The organism is Pseudoflavonifractor hominis (assembly GCF_014288125.1).
Taxonomy (GTDB): Bacteria; Bacillota; Clostridia; order Oscillospirales; family Oscillospiraceae; genus Pseudoflavonifractor_A; species Pseudoflavonifractor_A gallinarum.
In genome coordinates this window covers 92,044-111,689 of sequence record NZ_JACOPR010000004.1, presented here as the reverse complement: position 1 = coordinate 111,689, position 19,646 = coordinate 92,044, and the positions used below count along the sequence as shown (strand labels likewise).

Annotated in this window: 18 protein-coding genes and 2 tRNA genes; 9 read left to right on the top strand and 11 right to left on the bottom strand. The window is 60.7% G+C overall.

The window, feature by feature from the left end:
- Positions 1-11: 11 nt before the first annotated feature.
- The 3 genes from H8S34_RS08300 to H8S34_RS08290 all read right to left on the bottom strand — a co-directional run bounded on the left by H8S34_RS08300 (position 12) and on the right by H8S34_RS08290 (position 3,190).
- On the bottom strand, positions 12-1,982 hold the full coding sequence (locus H8S34_RS08300) for an oleate hydratase (RefSeq protein ID WP_186963696.1): 1,971 nt from the start codon (positions 1,980-1,982) through the stop codon (positions 12-14).
- A gap of 143 nt (positions 1,983-2,125) precedes the next feature.
- The gene (locus H8S34_RS08295) at positions 2,126-2,686 is read right to left on the bottom strand and encodes a TetR/AcrR family transcriptional regulator (RefSeq protein ID WP_101692886.1); all 561 of its coding nucleotides are present in this window, start codon (positions 2,684-2,686) and stop codon (positions 2,126-2,128) included.
- A 48-nt stretch (positions 2,687-2,734) separates the two neighbouring features.
- Positions 2,735-3,190, bottom strand: coding sequence for an AlbA family DNA-binding domain-containing protein (locus H8S34_RS08290; protein ID WP_101692887.1), 456 nt, complete (start codon positions 3,188-3,190; stop codon positions 2,735-2,737).
- Positions 3,191-3,362: 172 nt separating this feature from the next.
- Here H8S34_RS08290 and H8S34_RS08285 point away from each other — a divergent pair.
- The 4 genes from H8S34_RS08285 (at position 3,363) to H8S34_RS08270 (ending at position 5,024) form a co-directional block, all read left to right on the top strand.
- Positions 3,363-3,446, top strand: a tRNA-Leu gene (locus H8S34_RS08285).
- A 73-nt stretch (positions 3,447-3,519) separates the two neighbouring features.
- Positions 3,520-4,290, top strand: coding sequence for a peroxide stress protein YaaA (gene yaaA / locus H8S34_RS08280; protein WP_101692888.1), 771 nt, complete (start codon positions 3,520-3,522; stop codon positions 4,288-4,290).
- Positions 4,291-4,364: 74 nt separating this feature from the next.
- A tRNA-Leu gene (locus H8S34_RS08275) sits at positions 4,365-4,452 on the top strand.
- A gap of 284 nt (positions 4,453-4,736) precedes the next feature.
- Positions 4,737-5,024, top strand: a complete 288-nt coding sequence (locus tag H8S34_RS08270) for a DUF6809 family protein (RefSeq protein WP_087263061.1) — start codon at positions 4,737-4,739, stop codon at positions 5,022-5,024.
- Positions 5,025-5,080: 56 nt separating this feature from the next.
- Here H8S34_RS08270 and H8S34_RS08265 read toward each other — a convergent pair whose 3' ends face one another.
- Positions 5,081-6,220, bottom strand: a complete 1,140-nt coding sequence (locus H8S34_RS08265; RefSeq protein WP_186963695.1) for an S-layer homology domain-containing protein — start codon at positions 6,218-6,220, stop codon at positions 5,081-5,083.
- Between the two features lie 180 nt (positions 6,221-6,400).
- Here H8S34_RS08265 and H8S34_RS08260 point away from each other — a divergent pair, with 180 nt between their 5' ends.
- Positions 6,401-6,790 carry a hypothetical protein gene (locus H8S34_RS08260; protein ID WP_186963694.1) on the top strand — a complete coding sequence of 130 codons (390 nt, stop codon included), beginning with the start codon at positions 6,401-6,403 and terminating at the stop codon, positions 6,788-6,790.
- A 7-nt stretch (positions 6,791-6,797) separates the two neighbouring features.
- On the opposite strand, the gene H8S34_RS08255 is transcribed toward H8S34_RS08260, so the two are convergent.
- Positions 6,798-8,129: a hemolysin family protein gene (locus tag H8S34_RS08255; protein ID WP_186963693.1), complete on the bottom strand. Its 1,332-nt coding sequence runs from the start codon at positions 8,127-8,129 to the stop codon at positions 6,798-6,800.
- Positions 8,130-8,518: 389 nt separating this feature from the next.
- Here H8S34_RS08255 and H8S34_RS08250 point away from each other — a divergent pair, with 389 nt between their 5' ends.
- Positions 8,519-10,222, top strand: a complete 1,704-nt coding sequence (locus H8S34_RS08250; RefSeq protein ID WP_186963691.1) for a recombinase family protein — start codon at positions 8,519-8,521, stop codon at positions 10,220-10,222.
- Positions 10,223-10,429: 207 nt separating this feature from the next.
- Here the strand turns inward: H8S34_RS08250 and H8S34_RS08245 are convergent, their stop codons facing one another.
- The 6 genes from H8S34_RS08245 to H8S34_RS08225 form a co-directional block, all read right to left on the bottom strand.
- Positions 10,430-11,053, bottom strand: a complete 624-nt coding sequence (locus H8S34_RS08245) for a LexA family protein (RefSeq protein ID WP_186963690.1) — start codon at positions 11,051-11,053, stop codon at positions 10,430-10,432.
- Between the two features lie 79 nt (positions 11,054-11,132).
- Positions 11,133-12,887: an S-layer homology domain-containing protein gene (locus H8S34_RS08240; RefSeq protein ID WP_366485790.1), complete on the bottom strand. Its 1,755-nt coding sequence runs from the start codon at positions 12,885-12,887 to the stop codon at positions 11,133-11,135.
- Entirely contained in the window at positions 12,888-13,211 is a 324-nt protein-coding gene (locus H8S34_RS15140) for an S-layer homology domain-containing protein (protein WP_243207961.1), read from the bottom strand. It abuts the gene before it with no gap.
- Between the two features lie 20 nt (positions 13,212-13,231).
- Positions 13,232-14,413: an ABC transporter permease gene (locus tag H8S34_RS08235; protein WP_186963688.1), complete on the bottom strand. Its 1,182-nt coding sequence runs from the start codon at positions 14,411-14,413 to the stop codon at positions 13,232-13,234.
- Complete coding sequence (locus H8S34_RS08230) at positions 14,410-14,994, bottom strand: ABC transporter ATP-binding protein (RefSeq protein ID WP_101692898.1); 585 nt, start codon at positions 14,992-14,994, stop codon at positions 14,410-14,412. The genes H8S34_RS08235 and H8S34_RS08230 overlap by 4 nt, the downstream gene beginning before the upstream one ends.
- Before the next feature lie 5 nt (positions 14,995-14,999).
- Complete coding sequence (locus H8S34_RS08225; RefSeq protein WP_186963686.1) at positions 15,000-16,433, bottom strand: efflux RND transporter periplasmic adaptor subunit; 1,434 nt, start codon at positions 16,431-16,433, stop codon at positions 15,000-15,002.
- Between the two features lie 166 nt (positions 16,434-16,599).
- On the opposite strand from H8S34_RS08225, the gene H8S34_RS08220 reads away from it, so the two are divergent.
- The 3 genes from H8S34_RS08220 (at position 16,600) to H8S34_RS08210 (ending at position 19,589) form a co-directional block, all read left to right on the top strand.
- Entirely contained in the window at positions 16,600-16,890 is a 291-nt protein-coding gene (locus H8S34_RS08220) for a hypothetical protein (RefSeq protein ID WP_145996876.1), read from the top strand.
- 213 nt (positions 16,891-17,103) lie between these two features.
- Positions 17,104-18,159: a D-alanine--D-alanine ligase family protein gene (locus H8S34_RS08215; RefSeq protein ID WP_101692901.1), complete on the top strand. Its 1,056-nt coding sequence runs from the start codon at positions 17,104-17,106 to the stop codon at positions 18,157-18,159.
- Positions 18,160-18,194: 35 nt separating this feature from the next.
- Entirely contained in the window at positions 18,195-19,589 is a 1,395-nt protein-coding gene (locus H8S34_RS08210) for a UDP-N-acetylmuramoyl-tripeptide--D-alanyl-D-alanine ligase (protein ID WP_101692902.1), read from the top strand.
- Positions 19,590-19,646 lie beyond the last annotated feature (57 nt).

The window sequence follows — 19,646 nt, the reverse complement described above, 5'->3', positions numbered from 1 at the left end:
GGGGGAGGAAATTACAGCATACCGTCCCGCAGGATGTTGTGGTCCCGCAGCAGCTTTTCCACCACGGTACCCTGCACGGCCTTGAGCAGGGGCTTTTTCAGCAGGTTCAGGGGGCCGGGCAGCTCGATCTCCAGGGGAGAGCGGCCGTCCATCAGGCACACGGAGCTGTCCAGCAGGGCGCGCACATCGTAGACGCTGCCCCACACCTCGGGCACGCCGCGGTCCACGCCCAGCAGGCCGTAGACGGCCTCCATGGCGGTGCGCACGGAGTACTCGGTGGTGAACACGGTGTCCCGGGGGGTGTCGGCGAACTGGCCCAGGAAAGCGAAGTTCACGCAGCCGTCGGGGATCACGTCGGGGCGGTCCCCTTTGGTCCGGGGCATGAAGAAGGCGGTGATATAGGGCATCATGGTGGGCACGCACACCGCGCTCTCATCGGCCAGCCGGGGGATTTGGTCCACCGGCACGCCGATGTGGTAGAGCCACTCCTGGGTGATCTCCCGGCCGGTACACTCCCGCATAGGCTTTTTCACATAGTCGCCCGGCACGTCGGTGAACAGGCCGTAGACCCAGACGCAGACCTGCTCGGGGTCCTGCTCCTTGAACTGGCCCTGGCGGTTGATGGTCCAGCTGAGCAGCCACTTGGAGTCCCGGCAGCTGACGATGCCGCCGGTGACCACCTTTCCGGTCCGGGGGTCCCGCTTGCAGATGTTGGTGATATAGGGCAGGATCTTGTCATCCAGGGTGGTGATGGTGGCCGACTCCCAGTTGGTCTTGGAGATGTCCGAGCAGAACTTCTCCGGACGGCCGAAGCTGGGGTCCTGCCTGGCGATGTTCTTCCACAGGTTCCAGCAGCCGCTGGTGCGCATCTCGGCGTCCCCGTTGGGGGCGTGGTCCTGGTCGCCGTAGATGGTGCCCTCGGTGCAGGAGCCGTTGGTCACAAAGACCAGGTCGTTCTCGGTGAGGACGATGCCCTGCTCCACGCCGTTGACCTTGCACTCGATGGCGGTGGCCGTCTTTTTGCCGCCCTGGATGGTGAAGAGCACGTTGGTCACTTCCGTGCCGAAGCGGAAGTCCACCCCGGCCTCCTCCAGATAGCGCTGCATGGGGAGGATGAGGGACTCGTACTGGTTGTAGCGGGTGAATTTCAGGGCGCTGAAGTCGGGTAAGCCCGCGATGTGGTGGATGAAGCGCTGGAAGTAGAGCTTCATCTCCAGGGCGGAGTGCCAGTTCTCAAAGGCGAACATGGTGCGCCAGTACAGCCAGAAGGTGGAGTCAAAGACCTCCTCGTCAAAGACGTCCTCGATGGTCTTGTCGTAGAGGTCCTCGTCCGGGGTCATGAAGAGCTTGACGATCTCCATGCAGGCCTTCTGGCTCAGGTCGAACTTGCCGTCGGTGTGGGCGTCCTGGCCCCGGTTCACGGTGGCCCGGCACAGGGAGTAGTTGGGGTCATGCTTGTTGAGCCAGTAGAACTCATCCAGCACGGAGGCCCCGGGCTTCTCCAGCGAGGGGATGGAGCGGAACAGATCCCACAGGCACTCGAAATGGTTCTCCATCTCCCGGCCGCCCCGCATGATGTAGCCCCGTCCGGGATCGTAGATGCCGTCGCAGGCGCCGCCGGCCACGTCCATGGACTCCAGAATGTGGATGTGGGAGCCGGGCATCTGTCCGTCCCGCACCAGGAAGCAGGCGGCGGCCAGGGAGGCCAGGCCGCTGCCCACCAGGTAGGCGTGCTTTTCCTCCACGCCGGCGGGCTTCTCGGGGCGGGCAAAGGCCTCGTAGTTTCCGTTGGAGTAGTAGATGCCCTTGCTGTTTTTCGCCTGCCGGCCCAGCTCGGTGTTCCGGTACTCTGCGTGGGCCTCGGCGGAGGCTCCCTCCGGGGTGGTGCGGCTCTGGGCCGCCTTTTTTGCCAGGACGACTGCCGCGCCCGCGCCCGCGAGACCGGCGGCTGCCGCAGTCCATTTTCCGATGTGTTTTGCCATAGATGATCCGCCTTTCATGGGGCTCCGCAGGGCGGAGCTCGTTTGGAATGTGTCTGTATCTTACCCGTTCCGGGCGGGAAATACCATGTACAAACGGGGCCGGATGATCGGTTTTTAATCATCCGGCCCCGTTTGTACAAAAATCACCGCTGTGCGGTAAAGTTTTCAATGGCGTTTGCGATGGTTCCGTGCATGGTGGCGCTGACCTTGCGCACGATGGTCTGGTAGTCCTCGCTCATGCCCTGGCGGATCCAGTCCAGCAGGATACCCACGAAGCTGTACTTGTAGAACTCGGCGATAAAGGCCTTGTCCTCCTCCGAGATGGGTTTGCCCTGGCTCTTCTCGTCCACCACGCCCCGGATCAGTCCGTAGGTCAGGTGGAAGAGGAAGCGCTCCATCTGGTCCCGGCTGATGCAGCGGAAGGCGTTGAGGACAAAGGGCTTGTTCTCCAGCACCGCCTCAAAGATCTGGGCAAGCCCCTCCTGCCAGGTGTCGTAGGTCTTTTTGCCCTGGAGGGCCCGGGATGCGTCCTCCACGCACACCCACTCCACCAGGTCGTAGATGTCTTTAAAGTGGTAGTAAAAGGTCATGCGGCTGATGCCGCACGCCTCGGTGATGTCGCGGATGGTGATCTTGTCCAGAGGCTTTTTCAGCATCATCTGCTTGAGGGACGCCTCCAGCGCCTGTTTGGTAATGGTTGACATAGTAGAAATGCGCCTCCCCGCTGGGTCCGGTCGAAAAGAGAGGAAACCTCAGCCCTGCCGCCCCTCCAGCATGGCCTCCACCTCGGGGGGGGAACAGCGCAGGTCGGCCTCCCCCTCCCGGCGGTAGGTGCCGTGGTAGGGGTCCCGGCCCACATAGACCGGGCGGAGGGCGTCCTCGGCCCAGGGCACCTCGATGACGATGATGTCCCCGTGGGGGGTGGACTCCACCCGGGCCCGCTCCTCCGACACCAGGTCGGCGCTGACGGTCTGGGGGTCCTGCACCCGGGTGAGGAATTCCTCCAGCATCTCCTGGGCGTCCAGCAGGCCCTGGATGCGCAGGGAGTGGTCGCTCCGCTCCTCCACCCCCAGCAGGATGACGCCCCCGTAGGAGTTGGCAAAGGCGGAGTAGGTCTCCCAGAGGCTCTCGGGCAGCCCACCGGTGGCCAGCTTGGCCTCCAGACGGGCGTTTTCCCGGTAGGTCTCGATCCGATCCAGAGAAAACATGGAAATCCCCTTCTTTCCAAACGGTGTGGTCTTACTCTGCACTCAGTATACAGGAGCGGAGGGGGGAGGACAAGGGTCAGGAAAATTTTTTAAAAACTTGAAAAAAGACCATTGACAAATGCTGCATGGGAAGCTATAATAAACAAGCGTTCTGAAGAGGACAGCACAACATGCGGATGTGCTGGAACTGGTAGACAGGCACGTTTGAGGTGCGTGTGTCCATGACGTACGGGTTCAAGTCCCGTCATCCGCACCACGTCGGAGCAAGCTTTCATCGCTTGCTCCGATTTTTTTATCATTCTGAAAACGTGACAAAGGAGGGCTTTGCCGTGCGGATCATCCTTTCCCCGGCCAAGCAGATGCGGGAAGAGGGGGACACCCTGGCCCCCGCCGGTCTGCCCCAGTATCTGGCCGAGGCCGGACAGCTGGCGGACTACCTGCGCGGCCTCTCCCTGGAGGAGCTGCGCGCGCTCATGGGCTGCAACGAGAAGATCGCGGCCCTCAACTGGGCGCGCTATCAGCAGATGGATCTGGAGCGGGCATCCACCCCGGCTCTGCTGGCCTATGACGGCATCCAATATCAGTATATGGCCCCCCGGGTCTTTGAAGGGGCCTACTATACCTATGTGCAGGAGCATCTGCGCATCCTGTCCGGGCTGTACGGCGTGCTGCGCCCTCTGGACGCGGTGACCCCCTACCGCCTGGAGATGGGGGCCCGGCTCAAGACCCCCTTCTGCCGGGATCTGTATGACTTCTGGGGGGACAAGCTGGCCCGGGCCGCCCTGGAGGGGGAGCGGGTGCTGCTGGATCTCTCCTCCTGGGAGTATGGCAAGGGAGTGGCCCGCCACCTGCCCGAGGGCGTGCGGGTGGTCAAATGCGTCTTTGGCGAGCGGGCAGGGGAGAAGATCGTGGAAAAGAGCGTCCACGTAAAGATGGCCCGGGGCGAGATGGTCCGCTTCCTGGCCGAGCGGGGGGCCGAGTCCCCGGAGGAGGCCAAGGCGTTTGACCGGCTCTCCTACCATTACTCCCCCCAGGATTCCACGGAAAACCGGCTGGTCTTCCTGCGGGAGGAGCCCGGGCAGGAAAAGAAGAAAAAATAAGAAAAAAGTAGTTGACAAGCGAAAAGCGGTGTGGTAATATATTACCTGCGCTGAGCGGTGCACAGCGCAGAGACGCACGAGTGGTGGAATTGGCAGACTCGCTAGATTCAGGTTCTAGTGTGCATTACGCACGTGCGGGTTCAAGTCCCGCCTCGTGCACCAAAACAAAAGGACATCCGAAGGGTTAAGCCCCATAGGTACACACGTGAACCTATGGGGCTTAACGCCGTGTATGGGGAAGATTAGGGCTTGTGGAACACCACAAGCTCTAATTTCTTATTGAGCAGATAACTACTGGCTCTCGCAAAAGTGGTAAGTTTTCTAACCACGGACAGCGGTGTATGGTCTGCAAAACCAATGATAAGGAATTTATTGAAATACAAATATTCCAGTGGCTTTTCACGCTAACTTGTGGTATGTTGTCTTGCTGCAAGGAGGTAGAGCATATGAACAACGCCCTGAAAAAATTCTACTACAGATTTTACACGCCACTGCCTATGGCAGAGTCTGAGCAGGAAATTGAAACTTGCCACCAACAACTCATTGAGAGATTGGAAAAGCCAGAGAGAAAGCTGGTGTTGCGGATCATGGACGCACAGAACCTCATTGCAGAGGAACGCTCTATGCACAGTTTCCTTTGCGGATTCCAATTGGCATGGGAATTGGCATACGAGTTGAATCACTTTGAGACAGACAGGCATCCCTTTCCGGCAGAAGCGGAGAGGGATGCCTGATTCGTATAAAACAACTGTGCAGAACTTTAAGATATAGACATACAGTGATTGGGCGTTTAGTCGGCCATGCCGATTTGCCCAATGGCATAGCGCAGGGCTTTCACGCTGATGGGCGACTGGGGCAGGATTTTCCCGTCCGGCACCAGCAGCTTGTTGGTAATGGAAAATGCAACGGCATCCCGAGCCCAGGGGGAGATCTGACTGGCATCCTTGTACGAATCCAGAACACCCGCATCTGTCACCTTGGGGCTTCCGAACAGTCGATAGATCATCACCATGGCCTGTTCTACGCTCATCATATCCTCCGGCCCAAAGAAACCATTACCGTAGTCGCCCAGATAACCGTTTTGCTCTGCCCAGGCAACTGCCTCAGCGTAAGGAGCATCCCAGGCCACATCCGTAAAGGTGGGGGGTCCCACGGCTTCGTCCCACCGATGGGCATGATCGAACAGCATCTTGACTGCGTCGCCCCGGGTGATGGAGACCGTGGCTGTATCGGCCCAACTGACGGAAATATCATCCAGATAGTAGGAGGTCACCCCTTCAAAGCCGGAGTCGGTGCCGATCACCAGATACGCCGTTCCCGCTTCATCTGTCCGGGCAATTACCTTGGTCTCGATCTCGTTGAACTCATATTCACCGGGGCGGTTGATTTCCTCTTTGGCAAGGTTGCCGACCACGATCATGTCCGATCCGCTGGTGCTCTGACTGCCCTTGTCGATGTTCAGGCAGAAGTGGTTCAGGGAGTCCAGGCTGTTTTCCGGCTCCTTAGAGGCAACACCGCACTTGACGAAGACCGATTCTCCGGGAGCGCCGCCGATGCCGATCATATCATTTTCCACATTGGTGGCCAGCTGAAAGCGGACGGTGAAATGATACTCCGTCTCGGGAACAAGGCCGCTCAGATCCTTGTAATACCCCATAAAGAGATCGTCGCTGTGATTATTGCCGGAGAGGAAAAGGCCCTTTCCGGCCTCTGCAATGGGAACCTCCTCATGGCCGGAGCGAAGCTCATAAAATTCCTCCACCCCCTGCTCGTTGGGGTAGTCGGAAAAAATGGGGGTAAACCCGCCGTCATTCTGGTTAAAGTCAAAGGTAAGTCCTGCTGTCGTCTCCTTTGCGGCAGCAGTCCCCGCCAGAATACTCATGCCAATGGCCGCAGCCACACCCAGTGAACAGAATCTTTTGAACCGCATTTGTAATCCTCCTTCGATGTTTTGGCGTTTGCCTGTTCATCTAGTTAGATGCGATGAGGATTTCGCTTTGTTGGGATTCTGTCGGAAAATTTGAAAAAAAGAATTCCGGCTACAATGGAGACGATCAGCAGGGTCAACCACACTGTAAACCAGGGAGACAGGGACGGCTCCGTGGAAGGAATGCTGCTGATCCCAAAATCGCCGCCGGGCTCCTGGGAAGGTGTACGGAAATACTGGATTGCCTGGTACGTAAGACCACCGGCAGAAACGATTGCCACGCTGGCCAGAGCGGTGAGGGTCCGCCGCAGGCTTTGCATAACCCTTACCTTGATGCTGCTTGTCAATCAGCAGGCGGTCAAACCAAAGTCTTGTATAGGCGGGCTCCAGGATCATTCCGTACATGGTAAAACCGATCATGGTGTCGTTGTCATAGATGCACATGGGATGCTACGCCGCCAGTTGATCCGCCTCTTTCATACATTCCGCAACGCTTTCGATAAAACCTGTCTGGTGTGGAAATACCTCCAACTCCTCAGCAGCTCTGCGATTTTTGCTGGTAACAGGTATTAAAGACAGATTACTCATGCTCACCTCTATGTTCCTGCTTTTCTGTATTCTGCGGCTCTGCCAGGCAAACCAACGCCATCACCACTTGATGGTTTCGGATCTCGGTGACCCGGATCACCAGGCCGGCGGTTTCCACTTCAATGGTGGCTCCATCCTCGGGAATGGTGGCCACGGCCCCAAAGACCAGTCCGTTAAAGGTATCGAAGTCGTCACAGGGCAGCGTGACACCAAGTGTTTGGGCAACCTCCTCCAGAGGCGCCTCTCCACGGATCTTCCAGGTGCCAGAGTCCACAGCCTCGATCAGGGGAAGGGCGTTTCGGCATACATCCTCCTCGCCCAGATCTCCCACCAGCTGCTCCACAAGATCGTTGATGGTAACAATGCCCGTCATGCCGCCGTATTCGTCCAGCACCACCGCCAAAGGATGGCAGCCGCCCTTCATGTTACGGAACAGCACATCCGCCTTGACGCTGTCCGGTACCAAATAGGGAGTCTCCACCGCCTGTTCCAGTACGGTCTCACGGCTCCGGTCCGTCAGGCGGAAGTAATCTTTTGCATTGAGGATACCCACCACATCGTCCGCGGATTCTCCGCACACAGGATACCGGGTGTGGCGGCTGTTGTGGATGGTGGCGGCCCACTCCTCCATGCTCTCCTCCAGCCACAGAATGGTCAGGTCGGTTCGGTGGGTGGCAATCTCCCCGGCGGTCAAGTCGTCAAACTCAAAGACGTTTTGGATGAATTGCTTTTCTTCGTGGTCAATGGTACCTTTCTGGCTGCCCACGTCTACCATCATGCGGATCTCCTCCTCACTGACGGTCTCCTCCTCGGCGTTGGGGTCAATACCAAGCAGACGAAGGACAGCATTGGTGGAAGCGGTCAGGAACCACACAATAGGTGCAAACAGCTTGGCGATGGCGGAGATCAGGCCGGAGATACCCAGAGCCAGGGACTCTGCCTTACGCATGGCCACCCGCTTGGGAACCAACTCACCAAAGATCAGGGTAAAGTAGGACAAAACCAGCGTGATGATAACCACGGCGATGGCGTCCAGGGTAGCAGCGGGAATTCCCACACCCAGGCCTACCAGCCAACTGACCAGGCCGTCCGAGAAGTTCTCCGCCGCAAAGGCGCTGCCCAGGAATCCAGACAGAGTGATGGCCACCTGGATTGTGGCGAGAAAGCGGGCCGGTTGGCTGGTCAGGCGGGCCAGTCGTACGGCTCGTTTATCTCCCTCCGCCGCCATTCGGGCCAGCTTGGCATCGTTGATAGAAATTACCGCAATCTCCGCACTGGCAAAGACTGCGTTGAGCAGGATCAGAAATACCTGCAGCAAAATCATGAATAAAATAGAATTTTCCAATGTAAATACCTCCACAGATTAAAACAATTATAGGCAAAAGGACGCAAAAAGACATAGCCCGTCGTACTATTCTCGCAAGCACAGGCCATGTCTCATCCGATTCTGTTCATAATTGTACGAGGGAGGCTTGGTAGAGGCGTTACTGTCACCGTCATCCATAAGTTGCAGACCTTCTCCTTTCATTGTAATGTTCCATATCTTATCAGACAATCTCCCGTTCGTCAACTTGTGAAGTGACTATTATACATACAGATTCTGTTCAGATCATGTCCCTGTCCCAAGTCATGTGGTAGTAAATATTTCTTTTTTGACCCGTCATGCATAACCGGACGAAAGGACGAAGATAGCTGGAATTATGGCTTCAGGTTATGGCAAGCCAAAAATACAACATCTTATACGGAAGACTCAGTCAGGAGGATGAGCGGCAGAGGGATGACCGGCAGAAAGAGTCCAATTCCATCCACAATCAGAAACTCTTCCTGGAGCAGTACGCGGCGGATCATGGATTTGAAAACACACTGTTCCTGGCGGACGATGGCTACTCCGGTACAAACTTTGACCGTCCGGCCTGGAAGAAAATCATAGAAATGGTAGAACGGGACGAGGTGGAGACCATCATCGTCAAGGATCTCAGCCGCCTGGGACGAGAATACCTTCAGGTGGGACAGTACACGGAGATCTACTTTCCGGAAAAGGGTGTCCGCTTTATCGCGGTCAATGATGGCGTGGATTCCCTGGTGGAGAGCAGCAACGACTTCAACCCCATCCGAAACTGGGCCAACGAACTCCACGCCAAGGACACCAGCAAGAAGGTGCGTGCTATCAAGAAAATGCAGGCGGAGCGCGGAGAACGACTGGGCGGCAAACCGCCTTATGGCTACAAGAAGAAGGACAAGGACTCCAAGGAGATCATTCCCGATGAGGAAACCGCTCCCATCGTGCGTTGGATCTTTGACCTGTGCGCTGCGGGGAAAGGACCGAACCAGATCGCCAGAATTTTGACCAGAGAGCAGGTACTGAATCCCACCAACCAGTACTACCAGGCCACCGGCACTGCCTGCACCAATCTGGATACCACCCGTCCCTACACCTGGTCCGGCAGAACCGTGGCTAAAATCCTGGAAAACAAGGTTTACATCGGGCACACGCTTAACATGAGGAAAACAACGCTCTCCTATAAAAACAAAAAGCAGATCCAGAAACCGGAGAGCGAGCAGATCCTTGTGGAGAACACCCATGAGCCACTCATCTCAATGGAAATCTGGGAGATCGTGCAGGATGTGCGGGAGCACAAGCGGCGACCGCCCAAGCACATGGAGGAACCCAATCTGTTCTCTGGATTGGTCTACTGTGCTGACTGTGGCAAATACATGGTGCTCTGCCGGACTGAGAAGATGCGGGAGGATCAGTACTATTTCCGGTGCTCTACTTACAGCAAGCGAGGGAAAAACGCCTGCTCACCTCATCAGATCCGTGAGGCGGACCTGAAAGCCATTGTGCTGGATGACCTGCGCAGGGTCACGCACTTCGCACGGATGAAGGAGCGGCAGTTTGCCCAGTACATCAACCAGAGGAACACCGCAGAACTGCGCCGGGAGATCAACCGTCTGCAGAAGGATCTGGATTCCATGCATCGGAGGTACGATGAGTTGTCCGCACTGTTCAAGCGTCTCTACGAAGACAATGTTCTGGGGCGAGTGAGCGATGAACAGTTCCGCATGCTGTCCGCAGACTACAACGCCGAGCAAAAAAATCTGTCTGTCGCCATTCCAGCCAAGGAGGAACAGTTGGAGAAACTGAAAGCCTCAGCCGCCAATGTGGACGCCTTCATTGAGAAAGCCAAACGGTACACTACCATCGACGAACTGACGCCGGAGCTGCTGCGGCTCTTCATCCAGCGGATCGAGGTGGGAGAGCGGAGCCAAAAGTATTCCCGCTCTGCGGGACAGAGCGTCAGGATCGTATACAGGGACATCGGCAGAGTGGACAGCCCTATGCAGGAGGGAGAGCACATACCGTATATCACAAAGCAGATCACAGATATTGAAGAAATCAAGCGATTGCTGGCATAAAACACAACAGGCGGACAGCTTCCGCTGTCCGCCTGTGTGCCTGACAATTCAGTGGGTTCAAAAAGTGTACCTGTGGGAACTATCCGAAAGGATGTCCTTTTGTTTTGGGTTTCGCCGCCTCCGGGGCGGCTCCACCCTCCGGAGATGGAAATGCGCGGGCCCGTCGCAGAATGGAACGATTCTGTGACGGGCCCTTTTTGCGTGTTGTTAGAGAAGAAACTCCACCTTGACCACCTTGCCCAGCACCTGGATGCGGGTGCGGTGCAGGTCGTAGATCTGGGGCTGGTGGATGGGATTGGTGGACTGGGGCATGAGGGTGACCGTGCTGTCGGTGGCGTAGAAGCGCTTGACCGTGGCGTTCTCGTCTCCCACCAGGACCACCGCCACCTCGCCGTTTTCCACGCTCTCCTGGCGGCGGACGATGATGAGGTAGCCGTCGTTGATCCCGATGGCGTTCATGCTGTCCCCGGACACCCGGAGGGCAAAGTACTCCGCGCCGCCGTTCAGGTCGGTGACGGTGTAGCCCTCGATGTTCTGCTCGGCATAGATGGGCATGCCGGCGGAGATCCGGCCCAGGATGGGGATGCGCTGGGTGGGATGATAGGGGAGGGCCCCCTCGGGGAGGGAGGGGGTGTCCAGACCCAGCAGGTAGGCGGGGGTGGTGTGCAGGGCGGCGGCGAGCTTCTCGATGGTGGCCTGCTTGAGGTTGACGACCAGACCGCTCTCATATTTGTGGATGGCGGCCTTTTTGACCCCTACCTGGAGGCCCAGCTCCTCCTGGGAGAGGCCTGCGGCTTTGCGGAGGTCACGGATGCGCTGGCCCATGGTCATGGTGGATCATCCTTTCTCTGAAAGTATCTTGATTATACATTTTCCAAACAGAGATGGCAAGAGAGAATCTTAAAAAGAATCAGGAGGGGGACTGCGTCAGGATGACCCGCACTTTGGCGTCGGTTCCCAGGGTGCCGCTGTAATAGACGGTAAAGGTATCGGTGTAGGCCTTGGCCTGGGCGAGGGTGATCCACTGCCCGTTGTCCGTGTTATACACCTGCACTTCGTCGCTGATGGGGACCGCCGCGCCGGACAGGGTCACCGTGTCGGTGCCGTCAAAGGCGGAGCGGGAGACGTCCTCCACCTCCTCCAGGACCAGAAGTCCGGCCACCCGGCCGTCGCTGGAGGGGACCAGTCCGCCCACCTGGCCGTCGGGGACCGCCGTGCCGGTCAGGCACTCCTGGGAGAGACCGGCGCTGTTCTCCACGGCCACCGTGCGGTTGGTCACCTGCATGGTTCCGTTGCCCTCGGTCTTGGTGCCGGAGGAGAAGATGCCGTAGGTATAGGCGTCTCCCGTCACGTCGTCCAGTACCAGCACGTCGATCTCCCCGGCGGAGTTGGCTGCCGTGTAGAGGATGTCGGAGGCGGGGACGGAGTCCACCGGCAGGTCTTCCAGAGTGATCTGGACGGCGTGGGTCTTGCCCACCCGGTCATAGAGCACCACGTCCTCGGCCAGCGGGGTGCTCCCCAGGGTCCGCTCCGCCACCTGAAGGGCGGCGGAGGAGGTGCCGGCCGAGACCTGGGAGAGGGAGAGGGTCCCCAGGCTGGAGGCGCTCACCCGCACCAGGTCACCCACCGCAAAGGTGGTGTCGGAGCAGCTCCCGGAGGCGGTGAGTCCGTTGGAGAGGGCCACGGAACAGGAGTTCCCGGTCTCGGTCACCAGACCGATCATGACGGCGCTGCGCTCAGAGGGAGAGCAGGCGTCCACGATCTCACCGGAGCCGTTGAAGGAGACGGTGATCCGGTCCCCCACCCGGAACTGGGCCAGGGCGCTCACCCCCTCCTCGGCCACCGGGTAGGTCTCCCCCAGCAGGGTGATCGAGGTGGGGTTGGAGGCATTGGGGAGGACGTTTTCGTAGTAGCCGGTGAGCACGGCCCCGTCATACCGCTTGGTCTCGGAGGCGGTGACCAGATTGACGCTGCCGGAGGCGCTGTAATAGAGGGTGACGGTCTCCCGGCCGTCCAGCTCATACCAGGCCTCGCCGTAGGTGGTGACGGTGTCGTCCAGGACCAGCGTCACCGCGCTGGACAGGGTGTAGTTGGCGCCGCTCTCATCCACGAGCCGGTCGGCCTTGGCCTCGGCCAGGGAGAGGGTGCGCACCGTGCTCTCATCCGGGAGGAAGCCGGAGACCGCGCCGCTCTCGTTCAGCAGAAGGGTCCCCCGGCGGTTGAGCAGGGTATCGGGGAGGGCGGTGTCCTGGGTGTACCAGGTCAGGCCGCTGTTTCCGGCATAGACCTGGGCGGTGTGGACCTCACCGGAGGGAGAGGTGTCGTCGTTCTGGAGGAGGACCGCGTCGGAGACGGTGGTATGGGCCAGCTTCTCCACATAGGACGCTCCGTCCTTGCAGTTGCTCTGGAGCATGACATAGAGCAGGAGGGCGGCCTCGCCCCGGGTCATGGCGGCATCCGCCTGGGTGCGCACGCCCTCCAGGAGCCCCAGATCGGTCCCCTTGCTCAGATAGTCCTGGGGCCAGAAGGGGCCCACGTCCTCCTCCCCGTAGCCCATCAGGCGCAGGACGATGGTGACGGCCTGCCCAATGGTGACCGGGTCATCCGGCCCGAAGCGGCCGTTGCCGTAGCCGCTGATGAGCCCCTCGCTCTGGGCCAGATTCACCTAGGGGGCGGCCCAGTGGGAGGCGGGCAGGTCGGAGAAGAGGGTGCGGTATGCGCTCTCGGCCACCTGATCGCCGTGCCCCTCGGCGAGGACGGCGAGGGTGGCGAACTGGGCGCGGGTCAGGGTCTCGGAGGGGCGGAAGGTCCCGTCGGAGTAGCCCGAGACAATGCCCAGGCTGGACAGGACGGATACCGCCTCGGAGACGTCGGCGTCCCCGATGTCGGAGAAGCCGGCGGCCTGTGCGGGGAGGGAGAGACCCACCACGCCGATGATACCCAGGCACAGGGCGGCCGCCAGAACGGCGGAGAGGATTCGCTGTTTCATTGGATACACCTCTTAGTTTGTTAGTCGGCCCGCAGCGCGTCCACGGGCTGGAGGTTGGAGGCCTTGACGGCCGGATAGATGCCGAAGAGGATGCCGATGGCCACCGAGAAGGAGAAGGCCCCCAGGGTGACCGGCAGGCTGGGGAGGAGGATGAGGTCATACATGGCCTTCCCCAGGATCAGGGACAGGCCGAAGCCCAGGGCGATGCCGATGAGCCCGCCCAGGCCGCTGAGGATGCCGGCCTCCACCAGGAACTGGGTGATGATCTCGCCCCGGGGGGCGCCGATGGACTTTTTGATGCCGATCTCCCGGGTGCGCTCGGTGACGGTGACCAGCATGATGTTCATGATGCCGATGCCGCCCACCAGGAGGGCGATGGAGGCGATGCCGCCCAGCACCACACTCATGGAGGTGGTCTCCTCCGAGCTCTCCGACATGGCGGAGTTTCCATTTTCCAGGGTGTACTCCCCCACGCTGGAGGAGATCTGCTGGGCCAGATAGACCTCCAGCCGGGCCAGCACGGTCTCCACATGCTGGGAGGTGTCCACCTTGACCGTGATGGAGGTGACGTCGGCGCTCTGGAGGAGCTCCCAGTTGAGGGTATAGGGCACGGCGAGCATGTCGTCCATGGAGTCCTCCGTGCCACCGTCCTTCTGGTAGTAGGTGCCCACCACGGTGAAGGGGATGCCGGAGAGATAGACGGTCTCCCCGATGGGGTCGGTGTAGGGGAAGAGGGCGGACGCCACATAGGAGCCCAGGACGCACACCTTGCTGCGCTGCTCCAGATCCCACTCATTCAGGTCCCGCCCGTCCTCCAGTGTGTAGTTGTTGCAGATGGAGAACTGGTCGCTGCCCAGGTAGATGGTGCTCTCCTCCAGCGTGGTGGAGCGGTATTTTACCGGCAGCTGGGTGGAGGAGGAGGGGGAGACCCCCTCCACCATGTCCCCCAGCGTGTCGTTGGCGTAGGTGTAGACCAGGCTGTACACATCGCTGGCCCGGGTGCGGTCATACCAGGTCAGGCTGAGATTGACCTTGTTGACGCCCAGCTTTTCATAGTAGGCGGTGATGTCGGCGTTATAGCCGGAGACCAGGGCCACCAGGACCAGCACGGCGGTGACGCCGATGATGATGCCCAGCATGGTGAGGAAGGAGCGGCCCTTCTTTTCCCGGATCGAGTCCAGAGCCATCAAAAGCGCGTTCATGCTCTCGCTCCTCCCGCGGGCTGGGCCAGGAGGACCCCGTCCCAGAGGCTGTCGTGGATGATGTGTCCGTCCTTGACCTGGACGGTGCGGCGGGCCTGGGCGGCGATGGCCCGCGCGATGGCTACCCGCTGCTGCTGGCCGCCCGAGAGCTGGGTGGGGCGGTTCTCGGCCTTGGCGGAGATCTCCACCTGCTCCAGGGCCTCCATGGCCCGCGCCTTCCGCTCGGCCAGGGGGACCTTCTGGTAGAGCATGGGCAGGGCCACATTCTGCCAGACGTTCAGAGAGGGGATCAGGTTGTACCCCTGAAAGATGAAGCTGATCTGACGGGAGCGGATGAGCTCCAGTTCCCGCCGCGACTTCTGGCGGATGGAGACGCCGTCCAGGTAGTATTCTCCGCTGGTGGGCACATCCAGGCAGCCGAGAATGTCCATCATGGTGGACTTGCCCGACCCGGAAGTGCCGATGATGGCCACGAATTCCCCCGTGTCGATCTCCAGAGAGACGTCATCCAGGGCGTTGACCTGATTTTCCTGGCCCTGGGCGTAGATCTTGGATACGTGCTGCAATTGGATCAGGGACATGCGTATCAGCCTCCCATCCGTCCGCCGCCGGGCATGCCGCCGCCTCCGCCGGAGAAGCCGCCGGAGAAGTCGCCGCCCGGTGCGGCGGGCATCATCTGCATCTCGCCGCCGGGGAAGGCCTGCTCCTGGGACTCCTCACCCTGGCTGGTGGTGTCGCCGTTGGCCGGGGCGCTCTGCTGGTAGCGGGTAAAGACCACGTCGCCCTCCTCCGCGCCCGAGAGGATGCGCACATACTGGCTGTTGGAGTCGCCCACCTCCACGGGTACGGCATAGAAGCCGTCGGGCACGCCCTCGGCCTCCACGGTCTGCTCGGGCGGGGTGTCGGACTGGATGTACAGGCAGGTCTCCCCGTCGGTGGAGCGCTTCAGAGCGGAGATGGGGGCCAGAAGGCCCTCCGAGGTGTCTCCCACCTGGATGGAGTAGGAGACGTTCACACCGGCCGAGAGCTCCCCGCCGCTGGGGATCTGAATGGTCACCGGGAAATAGGCCACGCCGTTGGAGTTGGTGGCCTCATAGCTCACGGCGGTGACGGTGCCGTAGGCCACCGGGGTCACCTGGGTCAGCTCGCCGGAGGCCTCAGCGGTGAGGGTCTCACTGTCCTTGTACTCCAAGGTGCCCGAGTTGGCGGCGTAGATGGGCTGCCCGGAGGAAGAGGAGATGGAGGACGCGCAGGACATGCCCTGGGTGAGGGCGCCGGGGTTATCCACGGTGATGGTGACGGCAAAGCACTTGGTGCCCTCGGTGGTGTAGCGGGAGACCTTCTGCACATCGGTGACGGTGCCGTCCAGGTTGAGCATGAGGCTGGCGATGGAGACCTGGGCCTTGGAGCCCGCCCAGATCTCGGACTCATAGGCGTAGCTGTAATACTCGGTGAGGGTCATCTGGCTGTCATCCACCAGCTGGGCCAGTTTGGTACCGGCCTGCACGGAGTCGCCGGCCTCCACCTCCACCTCGGTGATGGTGCCGGAGAAGGGGGCGGTGACGGTCAGATGGGAGAGGGTCTCCTGGAGGTCGGAGAGCTGGGTCTGGGCCGTGGTGGGCTCATCCTGGAGATCGGCGATCTGGTCCTGGTAGGTGCCGATCTGCTCATCCAGCTCCGAGTCGTCCTGTTCATAGAGAAGATCGCCCGCCTGGACGATGTCGCCCGCGGCCACATAGACCTTGGTGATCTCCGCGGTGGAGGCCACGGTGGCGGTCTGGCTGTCGGCCGGGAGGGTCACACCGGTGCCCGTAATGGTGGTGGCAAGGCTCCCGGTGGTGAGGGTCTCGGTGAGCGGCGTGGAGGACTCCGAGGGGGAGAAGAGCTGGTAGAGGGCGAATCCCCCGGCGGCCAGCACCGCCAGCGCCGGAAGAAGGAGCAGGCGCTTTGGGAGCGTTCGGCGCTTCCTGGGGGTTTCAGAAGCGGACGGGGCGTCCGCAGGGAGGGTTGTGAGCTGCATACATTCAGCCTCCTGTTCTTTAATTCTTTCCTAGTATAAAGTGGGAAACTGAAATTACTCTGAAGAAGAGGGGGTCGAGTGTGAACGACGTGTAAATTTCCTTGTCAGTGCCGGTAAAATCTGCTATGATGATGCGTACCAGAACGGGGAGAAATGGGGGATTTCGGTGTTATTGGAGGAAGACCAGCGCTATCTGGAGCGGCTGGTGGGACTGTATTACAACTATGGCGAGGACGTGGGCTCCGCCGAGATGCAGCGCATCGCGGGCGGCATGCTGGAGCGGCTGCGGGGCAATGCGCTGGGAGAAGAGGACTACGCCTGGCTCCTGGCCCGGGTGCGCAACCAGATGGAGACCGTGGCGGGCATGGGCGATCCGGAGGACCCGGACCGCAAGGCCTTTCTGGACAAGTGCGGCGCCATCGCCGCTCGTCTGACCGCCGCCCTGGAAGGGCGCTGACGCCAAGAGAAGAGGGACCCTGAAGGGCATGGCTCCACCGGACAGGGTCTTTTTTTCTGCCCGGAGCCTGGGAAACCGGGGGAAATCGCCCGAACAACCGGGTGAGAGGCGCGATTTTGCATTGAGTATCCGGTGCGGGTATGTTATAATATCCCATGTATGCATATACTGAAACAAACGCGTAAGTCTGGAACAATGTCTAGAGGTGTATCTATGAATATAGTAGTGTTGGCGGGCGGACTGAGTCCGGAACGCAACGTGTCCTTCGCGTCGGGCGCCATGGTGGCGCAGGCTCTGCAGCGGAAAGGGCACCAGGTAGCCATGGTGGACCTGTATCTGGGACTGGAGGACTATGGGCATCCGCTCGCGGATCTGTTCCGGCTTCCGCCCCCGCTGCCCGATCTGAGCATCAAGGAGGAGGAGCCCGATCTGGAGGCGGTGAAGGCCGCGCGCAAGCTCCAGAGCGGGAGCATTTTCGGCCAGGGCGTGCTGGCGGCCTGCCAGATGGCCGACGTGGTGTTCAACGCCCTCCACGGCGAGAGCGGCGAGGACGGGCGCATCCAGGCTGCGTTCGACATGCTGGGCATCGCCTATACCGGCTCGGGCTATCTGGGCAGCGCCATCGCCATGGATAAGAACTACACCAAGCAGCTGGCGGCGGCCGAGGGCATCCTCACCCCCCAGTGGCGCACTGTCAAGCTCACCGACCGGGAGATCGAAGAGGTGGAGCGCAGCGAGCCCCTGCCCTGCGTGGTGAAGATCCACAACGGCGGCTCGTCGGTGGGCGTGTTCATCTGCCGCACCGGGGAGGAGCTCCACAAGGCCCTGCGGGAGTGCCGCCGCCTGGGCCGCCAGGTGCTGGTGGAGCAGTTCGTGGAGGGCCGGGATTTCTTCTGCGGCGTGCTGGACGGCGAGAGCCTGCCCCCCATCGAGGTCATCCCCAAGACGGGCTTTTACGACTATAAGAACAAGTATGTGGCCGGGGCCTCTCTGGAGGTCTGTCCCGCCCAGGTGGACGGGAAGGCAGAGGCCCAGATGCGCTCGGCCGCCCGGCGGATCCATGAGCTGCTGGGTCTCACGGCCTATTCCCGCAGCGACTTTGTGCTGGACAAGGACAATCGGCCCTGGTTCCTGGAGGTCAACACCCTGCCCGGTATGACGGACACCAGCCTCCTGCCCCAGGAGGCCGCGGCGGTGGGTGTGGACTACGACACCCTGTGCCAGAAGATCGTGGACGCCTCGCTGGAGGCCCGGAAAGAACAGAAATAAAAACGCGGGACCCAAGGTCCCCAGGAGGAGATTCGATGGAAGCCATCACCATACGCGAGATCATGGAGGTCGTGGGCGGGCACATGCTGGGCGAGTTTCACGACCTGGACCGGGAGATCACCCGGGTCGAGACCGACAGCCGGACCATCCATGAGGGGTCCCTCTTCGTGCCCCTGTCCGGCGAGCGCTTTGACGGTCACGCCTACATCAACGCCGCGCTGGAGGGGGGAGCCGCAGGCTGCTTCACCCAGCGGGAGCGGGAGAGCTATCTGCCCGGAAAGTTCTACATCAAGGTGGCCAACACCGGCCGGGCCCTGCGGGACCTTGCCAAGCACTATAAGAGCAAGTTCCACATCCCCTTTGTGGCCCTGACCGGCTCGGTGGGCAAGACCACCACCAAGGACATGGTGGCCGCCGTGCTGGGGGAGAAGTTCAAGGTCCTCAAGACCGAGGGCAACCTGAACAACGACATCGGCGTGCCCATGACCCTGCTGCGCCTGAACCGGGAGCATGAGATCGCCGTGCTGGAGCTGGGCATGAACCACGCCGGGGAGATCGACTATCTCTCCGACATTGTGGAGCCCGACGTGGCCCTCATCACCAACGTGGGCGACTCCCACATCGAGTTCTTCGGCACCCGGGAGAAGATTCTGGAGGCCAAGAGCGAGATCTTCCACCACGCCAAGAAGGACTGCTTCGTGGTCCTCAACGGCGACGATCCCCTCCTGCGCTCCCTGGAGCCCAAGCTGCCCTTTGAGACGGTCTGGTGCGGCGGGGGCGAGGGCCTGGACTACCGGGCCAGCGACATCGTCAGCGACGGCAAGAGCCACATGACCTGCCGGGTCAAGACCCCCCGCATGGAGGGAACGGTGGAGATCCCCGCCCTGGGCGAGCACATGATCTATCCCACCCTGATGGCTATGGCGGTGGGCGAGCACTTCGGCCTCACCGAGAAGGAGATCGTGGACGGCGTGCTCCACTTCGCCCCCACCAAGATGCGCATGAACATCATCCACCGGGCCGACGACATCACCATCCTCAACGACACCTACAACGCCAATCCCCAGTCCATGCGCGCGGCGGTGGAGGTCCTCTCCAACACCAAGGCCGAGCACAAGGTGGCCGTGCTGGGCGACATGTTCGAGCTGGGCCCCCTGGCCCCGGTGCTCCACGCCGGCGTGGGCGAGTACCTGGGCAAGGTGGGGATCGACTGCCTGGTGGCGGTGGGTGAGCTGGCCAAGCACATCTACGACGCGGCCAAGCTGAGCCCCCTGGAGGAGGTCTACTACTGCCCCGATAAGGAGAGCGCCCACAGCGTGCTGGACCAGGTGATCCGGCCCCATACCACCGTCCTGGTCAAGGCCTCCCGCGGTATGGCCTTCGAGGACCTGGTGGAGTACCTCAAGAGCAAGACAAAAGAGGCTGAGTAAATTCGGAGCCGCGGACTCCCCAAGGGGGCCCGCGGCCTTTTCCGCAACATAGGAGTA